The following is a 1301-nucleotide window of genomic DNA, read 5'->3' as shown; positions in this document are numbered from 1 at the left end:
GACAGTCCAAACAGGCCGAGGAAGATCATATATTTGAGGGGCCAGAGGCGCTCGTGCAGTCCCCATGGCAGCTTGACTTGCGGCACTTTCAGCCATTGGGCGAGATTGTTGGTGAGTTCCTGAAGGGCGCCAAACGGGCACAGCCAGCCGCAGAACGGTCCGCGACCCCAGAATAACAGCCCCGCCGCCACCGACGCCCACAAAATGAAGATCAGCGGCGATGTCAGGAAGAATTCCCAGTTGAAGCCGGTAATCAGGGAGTTGGTGAAGGTCAGGACATTGACCACCGACAATTGCGCATTGTTGTAGAAGCCAAGCCAGACAAGGATGAACAGGAGATAGCTACGCCGCAGCCAGGTGAAGAAGCGCGGATGCCTGACCAGACTATTCTGGAAGAAGAAGATACCGACAAGAACTGTAATGGCGAAAGCGGTGATGACCACATTGATGCGATTCATCTCCCACATGCGGACCCAGAGCGGATTGCCCTCGCCCAGAATGTCGGCTGCATTTGCTTCGCCGACCGGCTGCGGCTGACGCGGCGCATCAGCGATTGATACAGCAGGCTGGACAGGAGCCGGTTCCGGTTGCTTCGCCAGATATTTATCCGGCAAACTATAGCCGAGATCATAGCTGACATTGGCCTTGTCCCGCGCACCGAAGCCGCGCTGCACCAAGAGCTGCAAATCCCACGGTTCCGTTACGTCGAAGTCGAAGCCGTCCGGGACCTGAAACAGTGCTATCTCGCGCAGACGCGGCGCGCCGTCGGCCATGATGTCGCCGATACGGGTATGGTTCTTGTCACGGAAGCGTACGCCCTGCCCGTCCTGCATCAACTCAATGCGGTCAAAGATACCGCCGCGCACATATCCGGAGCCTTTGAAGGAATAGGCTCCGTCGCCAGCGACCAGGATCGCCTGACGCCCCGGCTTCAGCTGCTTTTGTAACCGTTCGTAGCCATCTTTCCCGAGTAGGCTGATGCCAATCGACGGTACTGAGACCGGCGCGACGTAAAGCTCAATGAATTCGTCGTCGGGATTGGTTGTTTCAGGGTTTTCGGCGGCGCGATCATGTTTGGCGTCACGAAACGCCTGTGTCACGTCACCAACCGACAGTTTCAGGCTGCGAACCGAGCCGTCGCCGATCAATGTTTTCCAGTCGTGTTCTTCACGAATCTGCAAATCAACCGCGCGTTGCACATTGGCTGCGACAGCCTGCACAGGCGTATTTCCGAGCCTCCCACTGCGGATAAGGCCGACTGCCGAGCGAACGACGCTGTCCCCCATGACGAGCACGGTAAC

At 57.7% G+C, this 1301-nt stretch carries 1 protein-coding gene; it reads right to left on the bottom strand.

Annotated elements, in window-relative coordinates; translation table 11 throughout:
* Positions 1-1301: 4Fe-4S binding protein (locus tag HWX93_RS22650; protein WP_176038807.1), on the bottom strand; the 1301-nt coding region annotated here is incomplete at both ends.

It is taken from the genome of Brucella tritici (genome assembly GCF_902825325.1).
Taxonomy (GTDB): Bacteria; Pseudomonadota; Alphaproteobacteria; order Rhizobiales; family Rhizobiaceae; genus Brucella.
Note: the sequence above shows the minus strand (reverse complement) of the source record. Positions and strands in the feature narration are given on the sequence as shown.